This is a genomic window from Olsenella sp. Marseille-QA0557, assembly GCF_965119725.1.
Lineage (GTDB): Bacteria > Actinomycetota > Coriobacteriia > Coriobacteriales > Atopobiaceae > Coprovicinus > Coprovicinus avistercoris.
Genome location: NZ_CBCPMI010000001.1, coordinates 1,522,552 through 1,538,363, shown reverse-complemented (window position 1 = coordinate 1,538,363; position 15,812 = coordinate 1,522,552). Strand labels below are relative to the sequence as shown.

The following is a 15,812-nucleotide window of genomic DNA, read 5'->3' as shown; positions in this document are numbered from 1 at the left end:
CGGGCTTATAGGACAAAAAGTGTGCTGTCAGTCTAGCCAGAACGGGTACGGGTCCTTGTGGTGCAGCTCCTCCCACACGGCTCGATCACCCCATTCTGGACCCCCATCCTCTCTCTTGGGTGATAGCGAGTAGGTCCTATAGAGGAAGTCGATATCGTCGTCAGTTGGCATGGAGCGGATAAGCTCTCTTGCCGGTCTTGGGCTCTCGGTGTGCATGTAGCACCACCAGAAGACCGCCTTGACCCGACGCATGAGTGACAGCCCGCGGTGGTTGCGCAGGACATCCCTGAGTTGTGAGTTGACGCCGCCCTCGATCGGGTTGTTGGTACGCGGCAGTGGACCCTCTGCGGTCAGGGTCGGATCAAGGTAGGTAAAGAGCGTTCCTTGGGAGACGAGTCTCGAGAGTGATGAGCGGGCCTTTCTGAGCCTCTCGTGTGTGAATACGCGTCTCCCGTCGATGAAGGAGACATCCTCGAGGAAGTCGGCCCAGAACCCGCACCACTGAAGATAGCGCTCGACCCACCAATCGGCCTGCCGAAGGGTGTCCAGATGCATGAGCTCGATGGAAAGCGCGTAGAGCTCTCTGCCGGCCTGGAGCCTTGGCCTCGTCGTCGTGTACCTCCTCACCTGCGAGAACGCATGGAACAGGCACCTCTGGACTCTCGTGCGCGGCCATGTCCGGCGGACCGCCGAAGCGAACCCTGTTCCTCCATCGCACACCACCACGTCCGGAGCCGGGATGGGCGCCATGAGCGCCTCCCAGGCCCTTGAGGTTTCCGACTCGGCCATGTACCACGAAACCACATGCTCCCCGTCGTAGGCTATCAGCACGACGAGGTTCCGGTCGAGCCAGATGCCGTCGAGGAAGAGCACCCTGTGGACCTCACCGGTCGGCTCGGGCATGGGCCACACCCGCCAGAATCCGGAGGTCTTCCTCCTGAACGTGCGCCCCTGACCGGGCATGTCTGCCTGCCTCGCCTTTGAGAGCAGCCACGCCAGAAACTCTTCGAGCCAGGCGGCACTGTCGTCGTACGAGACGGTCCTCGATGCCCCGCAGGACTCGCAGCGCCATCTCTGCGCGCCCGCCGTGGTCCTTCCGTTCCTGCGCATCGCCGCTCCACAGCACGGGCACTTCACCCTTTTCATCGAGCCCTCCCGTCCGAGAGATTTAACAGCTCGATTTTCCGGCTCCTACCTGCGACGGCACCGATTCGGACAGCACACTTTCTGTCCGAGTGCTAAAAGGGGTGAGCAAGATTTAAGGGTATGGGAAACGGCCGCCCACCTGCGTAGACGACCGTTTCGACAGCACACTTTTTGTCCTATAAGCCTGCGCTGCGCACCATTGGTAACAACTATTCCATCGGAAGATAGTTCGAGGAGACGTATGAGAAGGCCAGGCAAACTCTGTTTACCTACACAATCAATCTGAACAAAACTATTCTCTCCCACCACAAACCTCCAGTAGCACCCGATAAGAAATAGGTTTACCCAAGAGTGTAATGGTATGAGCGAAAAGTAGGAAAATGACAAGATAAGAAAACAGCCCCAAAAGGGGCTGATGAATTCAATGGTGTCGGAGGCGGGACTTGAACCCGCACGACCGTTAGTTAGTCACTAGCACCTCAAGCTAGCGCGTCTGCCAATTCCGCCACTCCGACATTCGTTTGTCAACGGGGAATAATATACCAAGCGATGTCATCCATTGCAAGAACTTTTTTGTATCGCTTGGAAAAATTTTTAAACAATAGTGCCCTGGGGGAACGTGAACATAAACACCAAAATCGTAATAGAGAATACGATTGCAGCAATAATTGTAAGCCTATCAAGATTGCGCTCGAGAACACTTGAGCCGGTAGAAGCGTTATACAGAGAAGATGCGATCATATCTGAAACGCCTGTCCCCTTTCCAGAGTGCATAAGAACAAGAGCAATAAGCACAATGGCTGACAGGGCCCAAATAATAAGCAAAATGATATTGAGCGGATTCACAGGTAAATCTCCTTTGCGAAAGGGTCGGCACCGCGTGTGCGATACCGACCCCTTATGCCTCACACGACAAATTAGAAGCTTACCACAGTTTTGAAGGAGTTATTCCTTCACAAGCACTCTTCCTGTCATTTCCTCAGGACGATCAATGCCCATCATGGCAAGAATCGTAGGAGCAATGTCAGAGAGGCGCCCATCCTCAATACCAGCAAGCTCTACCGGCTTCTCATCGACAAAAATCAATGGAACCCGATTAGTAGTATGGGCAGTAAATGGCTTCTTCTCACCATCAACCACATCAAACATGTGATCGGCGTTGCCATGGTCAGCTGTGATAAGAGCAAAGCCACCCTTTGCAAGAATGGCAGGGATGACCTTAGAAAGACCATCATCAACAGCTTCTACGGCCTTCACAGCAGCGTCAAAGACGCCGGTATGACCGACCATGTCGCAGTTAGCATAGTTAACAACGTAGAAGTCAGCACGATCCTCGTTGATAGCCTTGACCAGGCCTTCAGTAACTTCAGGCTCGCTCATCTCGGGCTTAAGATCATAGGTGGCAACCTTGGGCGAAGGAACAAGCACGCGCTCCTCATTCTTCTTCGGCTCCTCAACGCCACCATTCAGGAAGAACGTGACATGAGCATACTTCTCAGTCTCCGCGGTATGGAGCTGACGGAGGCCCTCATCAGCCAGAACATCGGCCAGAACATTCTCGGGGAACGTCTTAGGGAAGGCAACCTCAACGTTGGTGAAGGAGTCATCATATTCCGTCATGGTAACGAAGTGACTCAGCTTCGGAGCTACCTTCTTCTCAAAGCCATCGAAACCGTCTTCGGTAAAGGCGCGCGTCATCTGACGAGCACGGTCAGGACGGAAGTTAAAGAAGATAACCGCATCGCCATCGGCTACACCCTCATTGTGGCATGCGAACGGCTCGATAAACTCGTCACCGCGCGGATCACGCTCGTAGTAAGCACGAATACCGGCAACAGGGTCAGCTTCAGCGTCAGAAGGCTGAGTAATAACGTCATAGGCGCGCTCAATACGCTCCCAACGGTTATCACGGTCCATAGCCCAATAACGACCAGAAACAGTAGCAACACGAGCATCGACACCGGTTTCTTCAGAGAGCTTTGCAAGATAATCCACAAGCTGCTCTACATAGCCAGCGCCAGACTGCGGGTCAACATCGCGTCCATCCATAAAGGCGTGCCAACGAATGTGCTTGACACCATGCTCAGCAGCCATGCGGGCAAGCGCCTCACCGTGAGACTGCATGGAATGGACACCGCCAGGAGAGGTAAGGCCAAACAGATGCAATGTCTTACCAGAGGCAGCAACATCATCCATTGCGGCGACGAGGACCGGATTGGTCTGAATAGAGCCATCTGCAATGGCGTTGTTGATACGACTCAGCTCCTGGAAGACAATGCGACCACCACCGATATTGAGGTGTCCAACCTCAGAGTTGCCCATCTGGCCATCAGGCAAGCCAACATCCTCGCCGGATGCACCGAGCGTTGTATGTGGGCACTCAGCCCAAAGCTTATCGAGGAAAGGCTTATGAGCCTTGGAGACAGCATTGTCCTCGCCCGAAGGAGCAAGACCGCAGCCATCCATAATCACCAGCAGGGCTGGAGTACGAACATCACTCATTACATAGCCGCCTTAACCATCGCGGAGAACGAATCGGCCTTAAGGGAAGCGCCGCCTACGAGCGCACCATCAACATCTTCCTTCTCGAGGAAGCCTGCAACGTTCTCAGGCTTAGCAGAACCGCCGTAAAGAATACGGATGCCGTCAGCTGTCTCCTGACCAAAGATCTCGGCGAGCGTAGCGCGAATGGCACCGCAAACTTCCTGAGCATCGTCAGCAGTAGCGGTCTTGCCGGTACCAATTGCCCAGATGGGCTCATAGGCTACGACATACTTTGCGGGATCAGAAATCTCAAGACCCTCGGTGTCTTTCTTGATCTGATCGACGACATAAGCAACGTGAGTACCAGCTTCACGAATCTCAAGCGGCTCACCGCAGCAAGAGATAGGAACGATGTTGTGAGCCATAAGGGTCTTAGCCTTCTTGTTCACATCTTCATCGGTCTCGTGGAAATAATCGCGACGCTCAGAGTGGCCAATGATGCAATACGTTGCGCCAACAGCCTCGAGCATGTTCGGGGCAGTCTCGCCGGTGTAAGCACCAGACTCCTCCCAGTAAACATTCTGAGCACCAAGAGCAAAAGGAGCAGACTGTTGATCGATAACAGTCGACACACCCTTGAGATCAACTGTCGGAGGGCAGACCACTACATCGACATTGCCGGTGCCATCACTCAGAGCCTCAGCGAGGTCCTGAGCAAGCTGAACACCCTCGGTGTAGGTCTTATTCATCTTCCAGTTGCCAGCAATCATACGGTTACGCATCGAGAAGCGCCTCCACTCCAGGAAGAGCCTTGCCTTCAACGAGCTCCATAGAAGCGCCACCACCGGTGGAGATCCAGCTCATCTTATCAGCAAGGTTGAACTTGTTAATAGCTGCGACGGAGTCACCACCGCCGATAATCGAAGTGCAATCAGATTCTGCAACGGCACGAGCAACAGCCTCGGTACCTGCAGCAAACTGCTCAATCTCAAATACGCCCATCGGGCCATTCCAAAAGACGGTCTTAGCGCCCTTGATGGCATCAGCGTAAAGCTCACGAGTCTTAGGACCAATATCCATGCCCATGCGATCATCAGGGATCTTGTCGGAATCAACAACCTCGCCTACAGCATCCTCGCCAAAGTGATCGGCCACGACGTTGTCAACCGGGAGCAGGATCTTAACGCCCTTCTCCTCAGCCTTCTTGAGCATCTCACCAGCACGCTCAACCCAGTCCTCTTCCTTGAGGGAGGTACCAACGGTATAACCCTTGGCAAGGAAGAAGGTGTAAGCCATGCCACCGCCGATGATGAGAGTATCGGCAGAATCGATAAGGTGATCGAGAACACCAATCTTGGAGGAAACCTTGGAGCCGCCAACGATAGCAACGAATGGACGCTCAGGCTCAGCGAAGATGGAGGTCAGAGTATCGACCTCTTTCTCCAGCAGGAAGCCTGCATAGGCAGGAAGATAAGCAGCTGGGCCTACGACAGAGCCCTGGGCACGGTGAGCAGTGCCAAAGGCATCGAGTACGAAGATGTCACCATAGGAAGCAAGGGTCTTTGCAATCTCAGGATCATTCTTCTTCTCGCGCTTATCAAAACGAACATTCTCGAGAACGAGAATATCGCCCGGCTCGAGAGCGTCAACAGCAGCCTTTGCCTTCTCGCCATAGGTATCGTCTACGAACTTGACTTCATAACCAGTAAGCTCAGCGAGCTTATCGGCTGCGGGCTTAAGGGAAAGCTCGGGCTCGGGGCCATCGCCCTTAGGACGACCAAGATGGCTCATAAGAATGATCTTGGCGTTGTGCTCCTTGAGGTACTGAATGGTGGGGATGGCAGCCTTAACACGCGTATCGTCAGTAACGACGCCGTCCTTCAGAGGCACATTAAAGTCAACGCGCATAAGCACGCGCTTGCCATCAACATCCGCATCGCGGACAGTCTTCTTGGTGAAGGCCATTATTTCTCCTTCGCAATACGATTAACTAAAAAAGGGCGCAGCCGCGGCCCTGTGAGCTGCGACCGCGCCCCCAAGCTACAAGAGAGCGTTCTATTAGATGAACTTCTCGAAGTACTTGATGGTGCGGACCATCTGGGAGGTGTAAGAGTTCTCGTTGTCGTACCAAGCGGTAACCTGAACGAGGCTCTGGCCGTTGCCGAGATCCTGAACCATGGTCTGGGTGGCATCGAAGATGGAACCGTGAGTCTCACCAACGATGTCGCGAGAAACGATGTCGTCCTCGTTGTAGGCATAGGTCTCAGGAATGGTCTCTGCATAAGCCTTCATAGCAGCGTTGACCTCGTCAACAGTGACGGTCTTGTCAACGACAGCATAGAGGTTGGTGAGGGAGCCGGTGGGCGTCGGGACGCGCTGAGCAGCACCGATGAGCTTGCCGTTAAGCTCAGGAAGAACCAGGCCGATTGCCTTAGCAGCACCGGTGGAGTTAGGAACGATGTTCTCAGAGCAAGCGCGGCTACGACGCTTGTTGCCCTTGCGCTGCGGGCCATCGAGCGGCATCTGATCGCCGGTGAAGGCGTGAATGGTGGTCATAATGCCGGAAACGATGGGAGCAAGATCGTTGAGGCCCTTGGCCATAGGAGCCAAGCAGTTGGTGGTGCAGGAAGCAGCGGAGATGATGTTGTCCTCTGCAGTCAGGGTCTCATGGTTGACGTTGTAAACAATGGTGGGAAGGTCATTGCCTGCAGGAGCAGAAATGACAACCTTCTTAGCGCCGGCATCGATGTGAGCCTGGGCCTTAGCCTTGGAGGTATAGAAACCGGTGCACTCAAGTACGACGTCTACGCCAAGCTCGCCCCAAGGAAGGTTCTTAGCGTCTGCCTCCTTGTAGATGGTGATCTTCTTGCCGTCTACAATGATGGAATCCTCATCAGAGGTAACCACGTGGTCGCGAGCGTAGTTGCCCTGGGTGGAGTCGTACTTCAGGAGGTAGGCGAGCATATCGGGAGAGGTGAGGTCGTTAATAGCAACAATCTCAGAACCCTCGTGACCAAACATCTGCCTGAAAGCCAGACGGCCAATGCGACCAAAGCCGTTAATAGCAACCTTTACTGCCATGCTTTCTCCTTTCGTGGGGCCCGCCGGCGCTCCTTTGCGCCGCGCACAGACCACCGCCTACGAAACACTATTCGTATAGTACCGCTATTCGACGTGTCTCTGACACGTGAACAAAAATCCAAACTAAAACAGCTTATCATTTTTACGATTTTGTCTATAAATATGTAGTCATTCTGTTGTCAGATCGGCATCTTCTTGTACATCAGACTCCTCAATTTGCTTCAGAAGTTCTTGCAAACGGAGCAAACGGTGATAGAGCGCCGATTTAGAAAGAGCTGGATCATGTTGGCGACCGAGATCGCGCAATGACAACTCGGGATAGGCACGCCTCAACTCACAGAATTCCCGGACTGCCGGAGGTAATTTCTCCAGTCCAATGCGCTTCTCTGCTTTATCTATAAGTGCAAGCTGGTCTGCCGCAGCTCCAGTTGACCGTGCTTGATTTGCTATCTCTGCATTAACACGCCTATTTACGTCATTTTTTACTGATTTCATGCGACGAACATTAGCAACTGCTGCCGCCGAACGTTTGGCGCCCATCGCTCGTAAAAGAAGAACAATAGCTCCGAAATTTTTGATATACATCGCATACGCACCACGACGATGATTAAGCTTGGCAGACACTCCCTCAGAGTCGGCAATTGCAAGCAGCTGTTGAGCAAAACTCTCGCCAGTAACGGCTACTTCAAGGTGAAAATCTCCTCGAGGATCGGCAACAAAACCACCTGCCATAAAGGCCCCTCGTAAATACGCGGCGCGACAGCACGGTTTGGCAATGATTTTTTCACTCACTCCAGTCATGAGTCGCAAGCTTGTATCCAAAATGCCGAGACGCACAAGCGATACGGGCAACTTAGGTTGATCGGGAATCTCAATGAGGTAATTGCGCGTTTTATGTAACACAGAACGACGAACCGTAAGTGTGGTGTCCAAGTCAAGTGCTTTATGAGCCAGTTTAATAATGGTACGTGCCACCGCACCTGTCTCAGTAGCAATCCGAATAGAATAGTGACCAGGCCCTCGGTATGACAGCGTCCCACAAATTCGCACAAGAGCTGAAAGCTGCGCAATATTGCAATCGGGACAAGTACCCTCAACACGAGAGAGCTCGTCTTTTACCTCAGCTGTGAACGACATTCACTCACCCCCTGTATGGCTTGGGCAAGTTTTACAGGGTCGTGAGCTGTAGGTGCTCCTTCCAAAGAAAAATCACGCGTTACCACTACAGGTACCATTGAGCGCAAATGCTCCAGCACATCATCATGGGCACGTACCGCATGAATATGTTTGAGTACATCTTCGGAGTGCGGAGACCTTCTAGCTGCCTCAAATGCTCGACGAGCCGCTCCAGCAGCTAAGTCCTGTGCTGTAAGTGCACAAAACGCACGCGTAACCACCCCACCCTCGGGAGGTTCACGATGTACAAGAACGGCATCAACACAGCCGTCGAGTCCATGATCAAAGAGTGCCTCTACATATTCATCGGCGGCAAGACCCCATGTTTCATATTGAGTGTCAGCCTTCGGACACACAAACACACGCGTAGCATGGGTAGCTTTAATAGCCCCGGCTATCCCAGGCACTAATACATTGGGAAGAATTGAGGTAAAGAGTGAGCCTGGTCCCATAACAACCAGATCGGCTTGAAGGATTGCTTCCACAGCACGTGGGAATGCCTGCGGTGCTGATGGTTCAAGCCACACACGCGAAAGGGTGCAAGGACCATGGCCAATCATATCTTCGCCTGCGATGGTCCTTCCGTCACGTGTAATACCGCGTAGCTCAATAAACTCTTCCGTCGAAGGGAATACGGAACCTACACACCCCAACATGCGCTCACAAATGGCAACTGCTTCAGAAAACGAACCAGCTTCTTCATTGAGAACCGCAAGTATAAGATTTCCTAATGCATGACCTGATAAGCGACGTTGAAACGAGCGGGCAAGCGGAGCCGTGGGATCCGCGGCAAGTGCCACCAAACAGTTGCGGATATCGCCCGGTGGAACAATGCCCATTTCACGCCTGAGCACACCAGTAGATCCCCCATCATCCGCCATAGCAACAACGGCTGATATGGCGTAATTGAGCATTCTCAACGCTTGGATGACCTGTGGCTGACCCGTTCCACCTCCTAATGAGACGACACGTTTTCGCATATGCTTTCCCATAAGCTATGACCGCCCAGCTCGTGCAAGATCGCGATGAGTAAGCGTTACTTCATAGCCTTCTTTTGTCAGAAATTCAGCAGTTGCACAGGCAAGTGCTACCGATCGATGTTGTCCTCCTGTACACCCAACCGCTATAGAAAGGCGAGACTTCCCCTCTGCAACATATCCCGGCATCACGGTAGCGAGCAAATCTTCCCAAGCGGTAAGGAAATGCTTAGTTTCAGGTCTGCTTAATACATAATCCGAGACCTTCTTGTCGAGACCCGTAAGAGGGCGCATTTCTGGATCGTAGTATGGGTTAGGAAGAAATCGCACGTCGATAAGAACATCGGCTTCGGCAGGCATACCATACTTGAATCCAAAGGAAAAAACACGCACCTCCATCAGCCGCTGATCAGAAAGCTCAGAATAATGGGCATGAAGCGTTGCTCTGAGTTCTGAAGTAGCGAGGTGTGAAGTATCCAGCACAACGTCTGCATGATCGCGCACCGAAGAAAGCTGAGCACGTTCGCGCGCTATAGCACTTTCGAGCGCCTCCCCTTCAAGGGCAATAGGATGGCGACGACGACGCTCGCTAAAACGGCGAAGCAACACTTCATCTGAAGCATCCAAGAAAAGCAAACTGTACGAAATCTCGTGAGAACGAAGCTCATCGAGCACGTCAAGCAGCTCGTCAAAAAGGCCTTGACTGCGGAGATCGCACACTATGGCAAGGTGTCGCCCTACGCCAGAGTTAATGCCTACAAGATCGGCTAAAGTTGCTATCAATCTTGGTGGCAGGTTATCTATAACGTAGTAGCCAAGATCTTCAAAAACATGCATTGCCTCAGTGCGGCCCGCGCCACTCATACCAGTAATAACAACCACATCGGGTACAGAGACAGACGCTACTTCAGATGTAGACACAATTGCCCCCTCTCAAGATTCTTTAGCAAGCATACGATAAAGTTCACGCAAACGGAAAAGGGACATCCCTAAAGATGTCCCCTTGCATCTGACGGGAAACAGATTTTCCCCGCTATCATGCTCTGTAAACCTGTTTACTTAGAAAGACCAGTTTCCTCAGGTGGAAGTGGACGCTTCCAAAGAGAAAGAATAAGCGCACCGACGATCGAGCCAACTGCTGCCGCGAGCAGCCACATGAGACCATTGCCAATAATTGGTGTTACCCAGGCGCCACCGTGGGGTGCGGGCGAAGTGCATCCAAATAATGCAGAGAGGGCACCGGCAATGGCAGATCCGATAATGCAAGATGGAAGCACGTGACCAGGATCGGCTGCAGCAAATGGAATTGCGCCCTCGGTGATAAACGACAGACCCATGATGTAATTCACAATGCCCGCACTGCGATCAGTCTTGCTCCAACGATTCTTAAAGAAGGTCGTTGAAAGAGCGATGATCAGAGGAGGAACCATGCCGCCAACCATAACAGAAGCCATGATCATCTGACCCGTCGTGCCAAGACCGCTGGCAGGGTCAAGAGCAGCGGTGCCAAAGACATATGCTGCCTTGTTGAATGGGCCGCCCATATCAACTGACATCATTCCGCCCAGAACAAGGCCCAGCAGAACAATATTGCTGGTACCAAGGCCCTTCAGGAAGCTGTTGAGTGCGGTGTTGATAAGCGCAAAGATCGGGTTGAGCGCCAGCATAACAACACCAATACCCAAAATACCCAAGATAGGATAAATGAGCATAGGTTTAATACCCTCAAGAGAGCTGGGTAACTTATCGCATGCCCGCTCAATACCCAAGGTAATATAGCCCGCTGCAAAACCAGCAAACAATGCAGCAATAAAACCGCCGGAAACAAGACCTGAGGAATCAAGTGTGCTCAGATAAGCAAAGTCATAGCCAACTTTTGCAAAAATACCGCCTACAAATCCAGGTGCCAGACCAGGCCTGTCGGCAATAGACATAGCAATGTAGCCGGCCAAGATAGGCAACATAAAACCAAAGGCTTCATTACCAATTGTCTTAAACAATGCAGCTGCCGGAATAGAGGAACCATATGCAGCGGTACCCAGACCGGGCTGGTCAACAAGAAACGCAATGGCTGTAAGAATGCCGCCGCCAATAACGAACGGCAACATGTGAGAAACACCATTCATCAGGTGCTTATAAATCTGGCGACCAATACCTTCGCTTTCAGCACTCTCGGTCTTCGCTACAGCAGCACCCGATCCTTGATGGATCGGAGCGCGATTCTCGAGAATAATATTGATAAGCTCTTCGGGCTCATTGATGCCACGTGTTACTGAACAGCTATAGAGCTGCTTGCCGTCAAAACGGTCGAGCTCAACGTTCTTATCGGCAGCGATAATAACGCCCTTAGCGCCAGCAATATCATCGGCAGTAAGGATGTTCTTGGCACCGCCTGAGCCCTGGGTCTCAACCTTAATGCGGATGCCCATCTCGGCTGCCTTCTTCTCGAGAGACTCAGCAGCCATGTAGGTGTGAGCAATACCTGTGGGGCATGCCGTAATAGCAACGATGTCATAGCCAGCAGCATCGCGCGCAGCTGCACCAGCAGCCTTCGCTTGTTCTTCTGCCACATGACGATCTTCTTCGGCATCCACCAAAGCGCGGACTTCCTCAGGCGTTTGAGCAGCGCGCAAGCTTGCACAAAAGTCTGGGTTAAGCAGAAGTGTAGACAGACGGCTCAATACCTCAAGATGCACATCGGCACCACCGGCTGGAGCTGCAATCAGGAAAAGCAGTGTTGCTGGCTCCCCGTCAGCAGAATCAAAGTCAACGCCGCCTGGCACCACCATAGCTGCAAGCCCAGGAGCAGAAACTGCATCGGTCTTTGCATGAGGAATAGCTATGCCATCACCCAAGCCTGTAGAGAACTGTGCTTCACGCTCGCGAACAGCAGCGGCGTATGCATCCTTATCAATAACGTTGCCTTCGTTTGCCATAAGGTCAACGAGTTCATCAATCGCTTCGTCCTTGTTAGCAGGGGCACCCCCAATCTTGATACCTTCAGGTTTGAGTAAGTCGGTAATCCTCATTTCCAACTCCCTTTCTCCATAAGAGAGGTCGTGCCACCTCTCATTTCCTATCTATCGACACACGCGTCCCCTTCCCCAGACATATGTCAGGGGACAACAAACGCGAGATTGTCTACAGATGAGCTGTTACGCGTTACGCGCAAGCAGTGCCTCTACCTCTGGACGGGTAGCAAGCTCCTCAGAGAAGGCACTCGCAGAACCAGTTGCAAGCGCCATGTGGAATGCCTGCTCATAGCTGCCTGTCTCCATAAGGCCTGCGATAAAGCCTGCTACAGAAGAATCGCCAGCTCCCACAGAATTGACAACAGTTCCCGTTGCTGCGGGACTCTGGAAAACTTCCCCGGTTTCTGCAACCAAGACGCCACCTTCACCCGCCATGGAAACGAAAACATTAGCAGCGCCCATTTCCTGCAATTTCTTGGCATACGGAATGACTTCGTCGCGGGTCTTGAGCTCTACCCCAAAAATGTCGCCCAACTCATGGTTGTTTGGTTTTACTAGGAAAGGATGCAGTGGAAGAACGCGCGTTAACAAATCACGCTCAGCATCTACAATTACGCGCACTCCACGACCATCAAGCCTTGTCATGATGCGCTCATACATGTCATGAGGAAGTATGGTAGGAACCGAACCGGAAATAACGAGCGTGTCGCCTTCAACAAGCTGATCGAGCTTCGCGAGCAGCTCATCGACATTCTCGGCTGAAATTGCGGGTCCCTGTCCATTAAGTTCGGTTTCTTCTGCAGCTTTAACCTTTACGTTAATGCGCGTCATACCTTCGTTAACATGGACAAAATCACAAGAAACACCAGCATCACGGCACAGTCGCACAAGCTCATTGCCAGTAAATCCTGCTACAAAACCCAATGCACGACTCTCATGGCCAAGGTTTCCAAGCACAATGGAAACGTTGATGCCCTTACCACCAGGAAGCACCCGTTCGTACGTAGCGCGATTAATACTTCCAAGTCGCATGTCGCTTACGCGAACAATGTAGTCAAGTGCTGGGTTAAACGTAACAGTTGCGATCATGCGCTAACCTCCACAACGTTTTCGAAGTTTTGGTATTCCTCAGCTAAATTACCTGCAGTAAGAATTGTTGCTGTATCAAATGCACCAAATTCAACGAGACTCAGGCACCCGAACTTGGAAGCATCGGCTAGAACATAACGCCGTTCGGTTCGTTCCATTGACACCTGCTTTATGATGGCTTCGTTTCTATCAGGCGTGGTGTAGCCAGCCGAAACAGTAATGCCATTTGCACCCCAGAAGCCCACGGTAAAGTGATAGCGCCCTATTGTTGCCAACGCATCGGGACCAACAAGAGCCTCGGTAACACTTTTTAGCTCTCCTCCTATAACAACAACATCGCATCCACGTGCCGCTAGTTTTGTGGCATGCGAAATAGAGTCTGTTGCAAAATGAGCTTGCGTCGGGGCAAGCGCATCAACGAGCTTATCAACCGTAGAGCCTGCGTCGAGGTAGACAAAATCATCGGGACCGATGAGAGTTGCTGCATAGGTTGCAATAGCTGTTTTTTCTTTCACATGAAGCGCCGAACGCTCAGTGATGGTTGAATCGCGGAGAACACCTGGAATGGAGGATCTATTGAGCGTAGCGCCACCACGCACCTTAATGAGACGACCCTCTTGATCAAGCCTATCCAAATCACGGCGAATAGTTGATTCAGAGGCATGAAGTGCTTCGGCAAGATCGTTCACGCTTGCCGTACCCATGCTCTCAACCATTCCTACAATGCGCGCAAGGCGCTCTTCAGCAATCATGATTGGATGTATGGGTCGGCAGCACAGGAGACTGTGTGCAGGGCGAACTGGGACAACATCAATCCTCCTTGATCGGTGGCATCATTATCAATCAATTTCAATCAGATTTGTTCAAAATTGTTCAAATGCGGGGTAAACGGTCAAAAATCAGTCATAAACGGTCATTTTTCATCATTACTAATCATAATTAAGCAATTCCAATCAAAAATCTTGTGACTCATGAAGTGCTTGCCAAATAGCATGAGCCACCATTTCCGAAATCCCTTCTGTTGCAGCTATCTCCTCTTCAGAGGCTGCACGAAGACGTTTAAGAGAACCAAAATGGCGCATGAGAAGGCGTTTGCGTTTTGGCCCTACACCAGGAACATCATCAAGTACCGAAACCGTCATGGCCTTACCACGCAGCTCTCGGTGAAAAGTAATGGCAAAGCGATGGGATTCGTCACGAACCTGTTTGATGAGATACAGCGAGGGTGATCCGGAAGGCAACACAACCGGCGCTTCGTCCCACGTAACAAAAATTTCCTCATCAGATTTTGCCAAGCCGCATACCGGAATATCGAGACCAAGTTCCTGAAGCTGGTTTACCGCAGCTGTAAGCTGGGGCTTACCGCCATCAACCACGATTAAATCAGGACGCTTTCCAAAACGCTCATCAGCCATTCGATCAGGTGCGTAACGTCTACCCAACACCTCTGACATCGACACAAAGTCATTGGCTTCAGTGAGTGGGGTCTGAATTTTGAAGCGACGATATTGTGACTTATCCGCACGTCCATTGGTGAACACCACCATAGAAGCAACCGTAAAATGCCCGTGGAGCGTAGAGATGTCAAAGCACTCAATGCGCAAAGGTGGGCCTTCAAGCGCGAGTGCGCTTTCCAGCTCAAGCAATGCTTGATTGGTACGATCGTCTGCATAGCCTGTTCTCACCATGTAACGCACCAGGGCATGACGTGCATTTGTAGCAGCCATATCAAGTAGATGGCGTTTCTCACCACGTTGAGGACGGTGTAGGTGTACAGCATGGCCACGCTTCTCGGTAAGCCATTCCGCTATAACAGCAGCATCCGCAAGCTCACAATCCAGATCAACCTCTGCGGGCACGTCGGAGGTTTCATCGTAGTAGCGCTTCAAAAAACCTTCCGCGAGCTCTTCTGCTCCAACATCCAAACCCTTGTCGAGGATAAACTCAACCGATCGAATTGTTCGACCCTCGCGTACAACAAACACACAGGCACAGCTGATAGTTTCCTCACGATAAAACCCAATAGCATCAAGGTTTACCGCTGAAGGAAGCACCACTTGTTGTTTGTCATCGAGCGCCTGGATTCGTTCGAGCCTTCCCTTGATGCGTCCAGCACGTTCAAAATCTAAGTCAGCCGCTGCTTGCTGCATCTGTTCGGTAAGCTCCCCAACAATCTGCGAGCGATGTCCTTCAAGAAAACGCTCAACCTGAGCCACATGACGAGCGTATTCCACCGTATCTATCATGCCTGCACAAACACCCGGCCCACGTCCAACGTGATAGTCAAAGCAAGGACGACATTTCTCAGCAAGTACCATGTTTGCAATTGCTGCCTGCGTTGGATCTCTATCAAGCATGCGTTTCGCACGTTTCCACTCTGCACAGGTTGCAAGACAGATTGGCACTACTTTACGAAGAGTATCTATCGTCTCACGCGCTGCTCGCGCATCGGTATAAGGACCAAAGTAGCGCGTGCCTTTCCGGTGATGCTCGCGCGTATATTTAATGGCTGGGAATACATCAGACTCGGTGATGGCGATAAAGGGATAGCTTTTATCATCCTTGAGATCTACGTTAAATGGCGGACGATATTGCGCAATAAGATTGCGCTCCAATACAAGTGCTTCATGTTCTGAGCCTACGACCACATAATCAAATGAATCTGTCGCAGCCATAAGACGCGGCACCATCGGCCGCTCATCGGATAGTTGCACATACTGACGCATACGCGCGCGTAAATTCTTCGCTTTCCCAACATAAAGCACGTCGCCTGAAGCATTTTTCCAGAGATAACAGCCTGGCTCAGTGGGAACTTGTGCCACCTGAGAAGCAAGTTTGGCTAAGTGCTCATTGTGAGAAGCTTGCGCCATACACCCTCCTTTTGGCT

13 protein-coding genes and 1 tRNA gene are annotated in these 15,812 nt (G+C 51.7%); all 14 read right to left on the bottom strand.

Features of this window, described 5'->3' with window-relative positions; translation table 11 throughout:
• Positions 1-27: 27 nt before the first annotated feature.
• The 14 genes from ACQY6Y_RS06990 to uvrC all read right to left on the bottom strand — a co-directional run bounded on the left by ACQY6Y_RS06990 (position 28) and on the right by uvrC (position 15,795).
• Complete coding sequence (locus tag ACQY6Y_RS06990) at positions 28-1,146, bottom strand: IS1249 family transposase (protein WP_428378537.1); 1,119 nt, start codon at positions 1,144-1,146, stop codon at positions 28-30.
• 425 nt (positions 1,147-1,571) lie between these two features.
• A tRNA-Leu gene (locus ACQY6Y_RS06985) sits at positions 1,572-1,661 on the bottom strand.
• A 79-nt stretch (positions 1,662-1,740) separates the two neighbouring features.
• Positions 1,741-1,992, bottom strand: a complete 252-nt coding sequence (gene secG, locus ACQY6Y_RS06980) for a preprotein translocase subunit SecG (RefSeq protein ID WP_428379594.1) — start codon at positions 1,990-1,992, stop codon at positions 1,741-1,743.
• Between the two features lie 99 nt (positions 1,993-2,091).
• Positions 2,092-3,648, bottom strand: a complete 1,557-nt coding sequence (gene gpmI, locus ACQY6Y_RS06975) for a 2,3-bisphosphoglycerate-independent phosphoglycerate mutase (protein ID WP_428379593.1) — start codon at positions 3,646-3,648, stop codon at positions 2,092-2,094.
• Positions 3,648-4,412 (bottom strand): triose-phosphate isomerase, encoded by a 765-nt coding sequence (gene tpiA, locus ACQY6Y_RS06970; RefSeq protein ID WP_428379592.1) that lies wholly within the window; start codon positions 4,410-4,412, stop codon positions 3,648-3,650. Before tpiA ends, gpmI begins: the two co-directional genes overlap by 1 nt.
• Positions 4,405-5,595: a phosphoglycerate kinase gene (locus ACQY6Y_RS06965; RefSeq protein WP_428379591.1), complete on the bottom strand. Its 1,191-nt coding sequence runs from the start codon at positions 5,593-5,595 to the stop codon at positions 4,405-4,407. Before ACQY6Y_RS06965 ends, tpiA begins: the two co-directional genes overlap by 8 nt.
• A gap of 93 nt (positions 5,596-5,688) precedes the next feature.
• Entirely contained in the window at positions 5,689-6,711 is a 1,023-nt protein-coding gene (gene gap, locus ACQY6Y_RS06960; RefSeq protein WP_428379590.1) for a type I glyceraldehyde-3-phosphate dehydrogenase, read from the bottom strand.
• 168 nt (positions 6,712-6,879) lie between these two features.
• On the bottom strand, positions 6,880-7,848 hold the full coding sequence (gene whiA, locus ACQY6Y_RS06955) for a DNA-binding protein WhiA (RefSeq protein ID WP_428379588.1): 969 nt from the start codon (positions 7,846-7,848) through the stop codon (positions 6,880-6,882).
• Positions 7,827-8,867 carry a gluconeogenesis factor YvcK family protein gene (locus tag ACQY6Y_RS06950; RefSeq protein ID WP_428379587.1) on the bottom strand — a complete coding sequence of 347 codons (1,041 nt, stop codon included), beginning with the start codon at positions 8,865-8,867 and terminating at the stop codon, positions 7,827-7,829. The genes whiA and ACQY6Y_RS06950 overlap by 22 nt, the downstream gene beginning before the upstream one ends.
• 15 nt (positions 8,868-8,882) lie before the next feature.
• A complete protein-coding gene (gene rapZ, locus ACQY6Y_RS06945; protein WP_428379586.1) occupies positions 8,883-9,785 on the bottom strand; it encodes an RNase adapter RapZ in 903 nt (300 codons plus the stop codon).
• 134 nt (positions 9,786-9,919) lie between these two features.
• The gene (locus ACQY6Y_RS06940; RefSeq protein WP_428379585.1) at positions 9,920-11,893 is read right to left on the bottom strand and encodes a PTS fructose transporter subunit IIABC; all 1,974 of its coding nucleotides are present in this window, start codon (positions 11,891-11,893) and stop codon (positions 9,920-9,922) included.
• 126 nt (positions 11,894-12,019) lie between these two features.
• Complete coding sequence (gene pfkB, locus ACQY6Y_RS06935; RefSeq protein ID WP_428379584.1) at positions 12,020-12,925, bottom strand: 1-phosphofructokinase; 906 nt, start codon at positions 12,923-12,925, stop codon at positions 12,020-12,022.
• On the bottom strand, positions 12,922-13,677 hold the full coding sequence (locus tag ACQY6Y_RS06930; protein WP_428379583.1) for a DeoR/GlpR family DNA-binding transcription regulator: 756 nt from the start codon (positions 13,675-13,677) through the stop codon (positions 12,922-12,924). Before ACQY6Y_RS06930 ends, pfkB begins: the two co-directional genes overlap by 4 nt.
• Positions 13,678-13,878: 201 nt before the next feature.
• Positions 13,879-15,795, bottom strand: a complete 1,917-nt coding sequence (gene uvrC / locus ACQY6Y_RS06925) for an excinuclease ABC subunit UvrC (RefSeq protein ID WP_428379582.1) — start codon at positions 15,793-15,795, stop codon at positions 13,879-13,881.
• Positions 15,796-15,812: the final 17 nt, after the last annotated feature.

Coding starts and splice junctions, on each gene's coding strand:
- ACQY6Y_RS06990 (WP_428378537.1), bottom strand. CDS start 1,146: ATGAAAAGGGTGAAGTGCCCGTGCTGTGGAGCGGCGATGCGCAGGAAC.
- gpmI (WP_428379593.1), bottom strand. CDS start 3,648: ATGAGTGATGTTCGTACTCCAGCCCTGCTGGTGATTATGGATGGCTGC.
- tpiA (WP_428379592.1), bottom strand. CDS start 4,412: ATGCGTAACCGTATGATTGCTGGCAACTGGAAGATGAATAAGACCTAC.
- ACQY6Y_RS06965 (WP_428379591.1), bottom strand. CDS start 5,595: ATGGCCTTCACCAAGAAGACTGTCCGCGATGCGGATGTTGATGGCAAG.
- gap (WP_428379590.1), bottom strand. CDS start 6,711: ATGGCAGTAAAGGTTGCTATTAACGGCTTTGGTCGCATTGGCCGTCTG.
- whiA (WP_428379588.1), bottom strand. CDS start 7,848: ATGTCGTTCACAGCTGAGGTAAAAGACGAGCTCTCTCGTGTTGAGGGT.
- ACQY6Y_RS06950 (WP_428379587.1), bottom strand. CDS start 8,867: ATGCGAAAACGTGTCGTCTCATTAGGAGGTGGAACGGGTCAGCCACAG.
- ACQY6Y_RS06940 (WP_428379585.1), bottom strand. CDS start 11,893: ATGAGGATTACCGACTTACTCAAACCTGAAGGTATCAAGATTGGGGGT.
- pfkB (WP_428379584.1), bottom strand. CDS start 12,925: ATGATCGCAACTGTTACGTTTAACCCAGCACTTGACTACATTGTTCGC.
- ACQY6Y_RS06930 (WP_428379583.1), bottom strand. CDS start 13,677: ATGATTGCTGAAGAGCGCCTTGCGCGCATTGTAGGAATGGTTGAGAGC.
- uvrC (WP_428379582.1), bottom strand. CDS start 15,795: ATGGCGCAAGCTTCTCACAATGAGCACTTAGCCAAACTTGCTTCTCAG.